The organism is Furfurilactobacillus curtus (assembly GCF_054657915.1).
In genome coordinates this window covers 20619-29389 of sequence record NZ_BAAHXU010000003.1, presented here as the reverse complement: position 1 = coordinate 29389, position 8771 = coordinate 20619, and the positions used below count along the sequence as shown (strand labels likewise).

At 43.4% G+C, this 8771-nt stretch carries 9 protein-coding genes; 8 read left to right on the top strand and 1 reads right to left on the bottom strand.

Annotation, left to right across the window (positions count from 1 at the left end; genetic code table 11):
- The first annotated feature begins 151 nt into the window (after nt 1–151).
- Nucleotides 152–478 carry a hypothetical protein gene (locus ACYQ0Y_RS10235; RefSeq protein WP_459935491.1) on the top strand — a complete coding sequence of 109 codons (327 nt, stop codon included), beginning with the start codon at nt 152–154 and terminating at the stop codon, nt 476–478.
- Nucleotides 479–617: 139 nt separating this feature from the next.
- Here ACYQ0Y_RS10235 and ACYQ0Y_RS10230 read toward each other — a convergent pair whose 3' ends face one another.
- Complete coding sequence (locus ACYQ0Y_RS10230) at nt 618–1841, bottom strand: IS110 family RNA-guided transposase (RefSeq protein ID WP_068222268.1); 1224 nt, start codon at nt 1839–1841, stop codon at nt 618–620.
- A gap of 354 nt (nt 1842–2195) precedes the next feature.
- On the opposite strand from ACYQ0Y_RS10230, the gene ACYQ0Y_RS10225 reads away from it, so the two are divergent.
- From ACYQ0Y_RS10225 to ACYQ0Y_RS10195, 7 genes are read left to right on the top strand one after another with little or no spacing between them, the layout of a single operon-like run.
- Nucleotides 2196–2810, top strand: coding sequence for a hypothetical protein (locus ACYQ0Y_RS10225; protein WP_407884986.1), 615 nt, complete (start codon nt 2196–2198; stop codon nt 2808–2810).
- Nucleotide 2811: 1 nt separating this feature from the next.
- Nucleotides 2812–3147, top strand: coding sequence for a CagC family type IV secretion system protein (locus tag ACYQ0Y_RS10220; protein ID WP_407884988.1), 336 nt, complete (start codon nt 2812–2814; stop codon nt 3145–3147).
- A 24-nt stretch (nt 3148–3171) separates the two neighbouring features.
- The gene (locus ACYQ0Y_RS10215) at nt 3172–3534 is read left to right on the top strand and encodes a conjugal transfer protein (RefSeq protein WP_407884990.1); all 363 of its coding nucleotides are present in this window, start codon (nt 3172–3174) and stop codon (nt 3532–3534) included.
- Nucleotides 3503–4162, top strand: a complete 660-nt coding sequence (gene trsD, locus ACYQ0Y_RS10210; protein WP_459935490.1) for a TrsD/TraD family conjugative transfer protein — start codon at nt 3503–3505, stop codon at nt 4160–4162. Before ACYQ0Y_RS10215 ends, trsD begins: the two co-directional genes overlap by 32 nt.
- An 11-nt stretch (nt 4163–4173) precedes the next feature.
- The gene (locus tag ACYQ0Y_RS10205; protein WP_070792641.1) at nt 4174–6192 is read left to right on the top strand and encodes a VirB4 family type IV secretion system protein; all 2019 of its coding nucleotides are present in this window, start codon (nt 4174–4176) and stop codon (nt 6190–6192) included.
- Nucleotides 6185–7603: a type VII secretion protein EssB/YukC gene (locus ACYQ0Y_RS10200; RefSeq protein WP_407884983.1), complete on the top strand. Its 1419-nt coding sequence runs from the start codon at nt 6185–6187 to the stop codon at nt 7601–7603. Before ACYQ0Y_RS10205 ends, ACYQ0Y_RS10200 begins: the two co-directional genes overlap by 8 nt.
- A complete protein-coding gene (locus ACYQ0Y_RS10195) occupies nt 7604–8758 on the top strand; it encodes a phage tail tip lysozyme (protein ID WP_152706960.1) in 1155 nt (384 codons plus the stop codon).
- Nucleotides 8759–8771 lie beyond the last annotated feature (13 nt).

Sequence of the window (8771 nt, the reverse complement as noted above, 5' to 3'; positions counted from 1 at the left end):
AAATGACGAAAAAGCAACGGCAACACCAAACCCAGAACCGGCATGAAGATGGGGGCATGCACTTGTAATCTAAATGTAATAATTAAATGTACACAATGAGTACATTTAGTGTATAATAGAGCCATAGATTAAAGAAAGGAGGGTAAAAGATGTGTCAAAAGAAGAATGGTATAACCTTGGCCAAGCTAGCCAAAAGTTAGGCCGCAGTCGTTCTTATGTAAGTTTATGGCTACGCCGTCATAAGGGCGAAGTACCCGAAAATATGATTTTGGAGGGTGGCAAAAGCAAACTAATATCAGCACAAGGAATTGAATGGATCAGAGATCGCATAAAAAAAGAGGGCGTCCTCGTCAGCAATAAAGGTGCTAACGGGGATCAGCACCTAGAAATACGCCTTCTAGGTGTCACCCTCCTAATAATCCATTTTACAGGGCGGGTTAGGGGAACGTCCAGAGAACAATTATTCCGATTGATTTAAAGACTTGTGGTCAGAAGTCAAGTAGGTGGTGCGTAAAATATTGATAGTTCTAATTGTGAGGAGAGTATACTTCCCCCAGCCCAGTGAAGTACAAAAATTCACTGGTTAGAAACTTGCAATGTTAGCGATGTTCGTCGCGCTAGACCAATTTAGGAGGCGTGTACAGTTTATGTTCAGTTAGTAGATTAATAATTAACCGAACCAGCTTCCTAGCGGTCAACACACAAGCTCGACGATGTTGATACTTTGGTACCTCCCGGAACTTCTTCTGGTAGTACCTGGCATAAGTGGGATCATAGCGCCTTACTGAGTTGGCAGCTTCAACTAAGTAATAACGTAGGTATTGGTTACCACTTTTGGTTCGCGGCGTTAATTGTCGCTCATGATTTCCTGATTGACTGCGTTGCCATGATAAGCCAGCGTAGCCGGCGAGACTAGCATCATTGGGGAAACGGTCAATTTGGCCGATTTCAGCCAGTAATCCGGCCGCATACACTGGTCCAATTCCCGGAATACTTTGGAGTGAGTCTGCACCTGAAATGACCGAGCACAGATCAGAAATGCTTTTATTTAACAGCTTTAGCTGTTGATTAAGCATCCGCAACTGATTAGCGTACATGGCCAATACTTGATCAACGGAATCGGCAACCGTCTTGCTAAGCCGATAGGAACTTCTAATGGCTTTCTTCAGTGCTTTGGCAACACTTTTGGCATCGCCAAACCGGCCATGAGATAAATGATTTAGCTCATCAGTTAAGGCTGACAAGGGTATCTGAACCAGGTCATCTAGGGAATACTTCTCATCACTCAGAATGCTAAGCATGGTTGACCCAAAGACTGAGGTAGGCAAGACCGTATCGATGGTGTTCACCTTGTAGTACAGGTTATTTAAAAAGTGATTTTTACAATCATTGATCTGATGGACTAAGTGGTATCGTTCCCGGGTCAAGCGTTGTAAAGCGATGTGCTTTTCATCGCGGGTAACCGGAACTTGATACCGGCCGATCCGTAAGAAATCGGCAATGTGAAAGGCATCAACGGTATCGGTCTTATCATCATCAAATAACTTACTGTAACGGTGCGTCACTTTAGGATTCAAGGTGACCACAGTCACGTTTAACTGATTAAGGCGATCATCTTGTTCAAAGAACAAGGTTGGGTGGAAATTATAAACTGAGGTTGCTTCCATGCCGATAATAATTTGGTCAGCTTGCTGAGACCGCTTTAAAATCTCATCACGAATATGACCGGCCCCCTTCGGGGTGTTTGTTACTTCACCTTGGAAACACACTTGCTTATTTGAATCCATTCCACAATAATCAAGCTTCAATTTTGAAACATCAATACCAACATTCAAGTTCATTGATTCAGACCTCCTTTCCGTTCTTATTTTGGATAGGCTTGGGTGCTGTGTGATACTCCCTAATTATGAATCTTCAGAACATCCTCGCAATTTATGAGTAGACAAGTCATCCAATGACTAGCTGCTTGATAGAACGCGAGCTATCAAAATCATCAGCTAACACTACAGCTTGTGGTTTGAACTTAAACAATTCATCTGGGCGGCATTCTTAAAATGTAGATAAACTACAGGAGGCGAAAGCCTATACCAGTTGGATCCGAATCCAATGAACAATTAGAGAATATCACACAGCATCCAAACAGCGAAGCTGGTCAATACTTGAATACATTTTTAATAATACGAGGAGGTGATCCAATGAAAGTAGAAAGCTGGCAAGGTATTAATGGCAAGCTAGTTCATGATGAGCAAAAGGCGATTGTGGTTGATGATGACCAAGCATTAACTGATCAAAAACAGCTACAAGCAATTTTAGATCAAGACGGTCAGCCAGTTGACGAAGTCCGACAAGCAATGATTAAGAAGACCGTTAAACGCCAGTTGAAAACTGAACCCTTAAAGCTTAGTGGTTGGTTTAACCGCCATCAAGACAGTCAAAATGCTAAAAAGACCGAAAAGCTAGTTAGTGATAAGCCAACTCATCAATATAAGCAAATTAAAAATGAAATGACCTTTTTTGGTGAGAGTTTCCTGGAAGGCTTCTTAGGTTTCTATGGCTTAGAAGTTGATAACGCCTTAGACCGTTACGAACATAATTTGCATGTCTTAGAGACCCAAGAATTAGGCCAGTCAGAAAAAGAGTATTACTTAGCCACGAGTGAAAACGGCCGCGTCAAATTAGCCACCGATCCATTACCAAGCCAGCAAATTGCCGAGGAACAAATGAACAAGTTCTATCAGCGTGAGCCAGAAGAAACGCAGGCAGAACAAATTCAATTACGGTCATCAGAAGACGATAGGAAGGAGGAATAACATGAAGTTCAGCAAAATGAAAGCGCTAACAACTACTGGAGCTACTGCGATTTATTTGGGCTTGATGAACGCCCAGGTTGTTTTTGCGGCGGACGGTGGCGAAGTTAAAAGTAAGCTAACCAGCGCTGGTAAGACGATTCAAGGTATTTTAACTGGCTTGGTTGTTTTAGTTGGGATTTGTGTGGCGCTATTTATTATTATCAAAAGAATGCCTGACGCAGACGACCCGCGGGAGAAATCCGAAGTTTACCATGCAGTGGGCCGAGTTGCTGGCTTGGTGGCCTTAGCAGCGGCCATTATCTGGATCTTACCTTGGGTATACAGCTTATTCACATAATTAAAGAAAAGGAGCTATGCCAAAATGAAAAAAGGTAAAGAATTTATTTTTCCGGAGAACGTGGATAAAGACTACGGAATCTGGAAAGACTACACCTTAAAAGATTTTGGCTATGCGGCACTGGCTGGTTTGATTGGGTTGGTTTTTATCGCAATCCCACCTTATGGACTAATCTTAGTTCTCATAAAAATTGTGATTGTTGTCTTAGCCATGACGATTGTCATGGCTATTTTAACAATTCGGCCAGTTTCAGCACGCAAGAATATTAAAGTGCGGGATAACTTTAAGTTGAAACGTCGCTATGCCAATGGTCAGAAACTGTTTTATTTAAAACCGAAGAAGCGAGGTGAACTAAATGCGTTTGAAGAAGAACAAAAGCGCCAATAAATCAGCGAAGCTCGATTGGGATTACCAACCGCCTAGAATCAATGGTGGCAAAGAGACCATTGATGACATGAGCTTGGTGGTGGGTATGTATGGTAACTACGAAGTTACCAAAACGGGTAATCTCGTTGGCATTTTGGAAGTTAGTGGGATCAACCTTGATCTACTTAATGAAACCGAACAGCAAGACGTCTTTGAGGACTATGGCGCGTTTCTGATGAGTACCTTGGGTGAAGGTGTTGATGACACGCTACAGTTCTTAGAACCGACGATTCCCGTCAATATGACGGCTTATCTCAATGGTCTCAAGCGTCGGTATCTTGCGTTACAAAAAGATCACTCGGAGCAACAGTTCAAAATCCAGCTCATAGCCAGTTATTTGGACCACTTTACTAAAGTCCAGGAATCCAAAAACATGACAACTAAGCAACACCTGCTAATCGTTAAGGTACCGATTAAAGACAAGAGCGTTAAAAGCTTAAACTTAGCCGTCACTCATTTAGACGAAAAGATCGAACAGGTTAAACGAGACATTGAAAATGCGTTAACGGATTTTGATGTGACGGCCAAAGTTTTGACTAGTCAGGAAGTCCAAGAGATTTTAAAGAACTTAATCAATTTCAATGGATAGGAGGCAACAGGATGAGTTTTGGTGATAAGGTCATTGATTTATTTATGCCAACTAAAAAAGAAAGACATCAAGGCGATAGCGGCCAAACGGGTAGTAATCCTAAACCGGAGGTTGAAGACTTTACCAAGCTGATTGATCGCGATAGCTTGCATTCACTATTCCCGTTTAGCTGGGAACAGTACCCCACCTACGTCCAGTCGGGCGAGAATTTTATTCGGGTGTTAGCGATTGCCGACTATCCTAAGCGGGTGTATGGCAACTGGTTATCGGAGTTAAAACGCAAAAAAGGCGTTATCGATATTGTGCAATATATCGACAGCGCCAGTAACAATTCAATGATTACCTATTACAAGAAGACGATTCAAAATAAGGAAGCGCAGAAGCTCAATACGTTCGACCCGTATAAAAAGAAGATTCTGCAAAACTACATTGATTCGGCCAACATGCAACTAGATAAATACCTCGATAATTCTACCACATTTGTGTACCAACATATGCTGGTTTATCTGCGGGCCAATAGTTTAGCAGAACTGGATGACTTAACCGAAAACGTTAAGAATACGTTGATTAAGCTACAAATGAAGCCCCTTGTTCCCGTTAAAGCCACTTTCCAAGCATTTTGGTCAACCATGCCAATTAATGAGAACCTCATGGGGGATTACACCTATAAAGAGAGTAATACCGAAGTTGCCAGCAGCATGTTTCCCTTTGATGACGCGGAGATTTTGGACTTAAAGCCGAGAAGTGATATTGAAGGAGTTAACAAAGACACCAACAGCTTAATTGCCGTAGATATGTTGGATCGCAACAAGACCCTAAATCAAAATCAAGTGATTATCGGAACCTCGGGGGTCGGCAAGACCACCTATATGATTCAGAAAATCCTGCGCTACGCCATTCAAGACTATCAAATCTACATTATTGATCCAGAAAACGAATATACCAAGATTGTCGAAGCCCTAGGTGGTGCAGTCTTGCACCTAACTTCTAACGCTAAGTACAAAATTAACCCACTACAAATTTTTTCCGAAGAAATCCTAAGCGCTGATGAGGCCGTCACGAACCTTGATTTGCTGGTCAAAGATAAAATTCAGCGATTAAAGGGGTTCTTTGAAGTCCTTAAAACTGGCATTACCCAAGTTGAGCTGGCAATCCTTGATGATGTCGTTAAACAAGCTTACGTCAACAGTGGTGTTTTGAAATACAGCCGCTTAAAAGAGATTAAAGACGATCAGTGGCCGACCTTATCCAATGTTTATGACGAATTGGAGAAACTGGCTGATAAAGACGCCGACAAATTCAGTCGGGTTAAAGACTTTTACTACATCTTAGGCAGCTATACTCATGGTTCTAACAGCCTATTTGACGGTCACACCAACGTCAACCTAAAGGGGAAGGTCATTTCTTTTGATCTAAAACCACTACAAAGTGAACAGGAAGTCCAATCAGCGGCTTATCTGAATACCTTCCAGTATTTGTGGGACGAAATCACCAAAGATCGGCATAGCCGCAAGAAATTGTTTGTTGATGAATTTCACTTTTTAACCTTACACAAAGCGGCTGCCACCTTTTTCCATCAAGCCTACAAACGGTTTAGAAAATACAATGCCGGGGCGATTGCCGGAACGCAGCAAATTCAAGATGTGATTGAAGGCACGACAGATACCGGGCAGAACATTGGTGAAGCCATTATTGGGAACTCCTATACCAAGGTATTCTTTGGCCTTGATGGTAAAGGTGTCGATGATGTCATTACTAAGTTGAGAATGACGTTCTCGGATAAAGAAAAGAAGCTACTAGAACGTCGTAGACAAGGCGAAGCCTTAATGATCTACGGCAGCCAACGCGCCTTTATGAAAGTCGAGTTGACCGAAGAAGAATTGCGGTTGATTGATCCCGAAGCTTACCAAGAAAAATACAACCGTGAGACAGCCGGACAACCGGATTATCAAAAGCGCGTGGTCTTAACACCTAGTGAGATTGACGCCTTGACCACTACCGAAGAGGAAGGAGGGACTTTAAATGAGTAAACCAAACCAGTTATTGAATATCGAGGTTGGCACCTTCAAGCGACAAGGGAACCAGTTAATTCTCGAACTCAATCACAATCAGTTTCGATATGACCAGTTGAGTGAGCTAAACGAATTAAAACAAACTGATGCCAATTTCTTGCAGTTAGTCAACGTGGTTGAGCAAGGCCAGAAGGTCGTTTTAACTTATACCTTGCCGGATAAGGTCAGATCATTAAAGGAATTACCGCAGGAAAATAAAGCAATCCGGTCAGCGATTGCCAAGGAAATCATGACGCAAAAGGTGGTTAACGATAGCCAGTATCACGTTGCGTTGAACCCAGCCAACCTATGGTATTACCCAATGCAACATGTTTGGTACGCCTACCGGGCCAATGAACTCATGCCCTATGATGACAAGCATAGCAATTTAGCTAAATACAAAGCGCTGATTCTGTTTTGCTTGACGGGGACACCCTATGAACGGCTATTAAGTAATCCTAAAGAAGCCTTGGCCAAACACCCGGACGACTATTTACAACAAGTAGCTAAAGCTACGTCGTTAAATGAGTTAACGGAAGTGGTTAACGGCATTGAGGACTTTGTGAGTTATCACGAATGGCAGGAAGTTGAAACGGCCCAGCAGAAAACCAAACAACGTTTATGGTTGAGCGTGGCCGGAGTGGCGATTGTGGCCGTTTTGGCTGTCGGTTTAGTCCATAAAAGTGACGAACGGCAGTATCAAAGCTTAGCTAACCAGAACCAAGCCCAGGTCACACGATTAAAATATAGCGGCCAAATTCAAACTGCTTTAAATGATCAGAAGTGGTCGGAAGCGCAAAAAGATATGCAACGGGCCGGCTATCCTTCAACTAAGCAAGTCAGTGTCTTTTTAAAGCATGGTCAGTACCAGCAAGCCTTGAAGGTTGATCCAAGCCAGTTGAATAAGGTTGTCAACACGGCTTATGCCAACAAGGATAGCGGGCAGGTTGCCAAGTGGGAATTGCCAACTAAGGCGACAAGCAAGCAAAAAGACCAATTGGCGCTGGAAAAAGCCATCGTTAACTACGACACCAATACGCTCAATAACCAATTATCCTTTACGACGAACGCTGATGTTTTATTGAGAATGGGACAAGCCTTCCTAGCCCATAACGATACGCAAGACGCCCAGACTGTTCAAACCAAGTTAGCTGGCGTGAACAGTCCTAAAGCTAAGTACCTCAAAGCGCTATTAAGTCTCAACTCTGCTAAGAACGAAGTTAGCGACGCCCAAAAGAAGTTAGATGACGCCAACAAGATTGATGGCAGTAAAGATAAGGATAAAGACAAGAAGGTGGATTCAGCCAAGTCGGACTTAAAGAATGCGCAGAGTGACCAATCAGCAGCGCAAAAACAAGTCGATCAGGCCAAGCACAAAGTGGGTGATTAAATGCAGGTATTGTCGTTTGAATATAAGAAAAAGAAGTGGAAGTTGATTGCTTATATTGTGGGCGGCACCATTCTGCTAATCGTCTTGCTGATTGCCGCGATTACTGGTCAGCTACAAGAAAACAGTTGTGATAACTCAACCACCACAGAGACGCAATTGGATAGTAAGAGCATGACAGAAAATGCCAAAAGTATCTATGCGCACTGGAAACAGAAGTATGGCGCCACCCCACAAGCGGCCGCCGGAATCTTGGGGGTCTTACAACTGGAAAGTCGCCTTGATCCCAATTCGGTTAATTCAAGTTCCGGTGCCACGGGCTTAGCCCAGTGGTTAGGTGGTCGAAAGGATAAGTTGGAAGATTTAGCCCACAAAGAAAACAAACCAGCGACTAATCTCGGCGTGCAGTTGGACTATCTCGATCAAGAATTGAACAGTAGTTACTATGCGTCAAACAAGCAGATTTTTAAGTATACGGACGTGCACAAAGCGACGAAAGCCTGGTTAATGGATTACGAGGGTATGAGTAAGAACCCGGAACAATGGTATTTAAGCCAAAGATACGGGTATGCCGATCACTGGTATTCCGTGTTCGGGGCGAGTGACCCAGTGGCCGGTAATACCTTAGACAATGCGAGTTCAGGCGATCTGACCGAGCTAGGTTGTGATAGTGACCCGGGCTATTCCGGTGGGAGTATCGTCAAAAATGCGGAAAGTATGAAAGGCGATTTCTACTATGTTCAAACCCACCCTAGCCCTGATTTAGGTAGCGATTTAAAGAATCCTAACAAAACCGGTGGAACCGATTGTTCAGGCTTTGTCTGGTTAGCGCTTAATAAAGCTGGTTACAAGGTACCGGCCAACATGGGCTGGTTTACCGGTACGATGGCAAGTGACGCCAAAGGCAGTCATCAATATCTGAAACAGATCAGTGAAAATGACGCCAAAGCCGGCGATATTGTGATTGTTAATCAAGGTGCCGGGGCCGGGAACAATGGGCACACCGCAATCTTGTTAGACAAGTGGCAAGGCAAAGCCACCAAAATCATTGAGCAAGGTGGTGTAGGCGACAAGGTTAACGAAAGCACCTTTGGCACCGCCTTTTATAGCTTACTAAGTGGTGGTGATGTGACGTTAGCCCGGCCAATCAAGAAGTAAGGAGGGACAAACA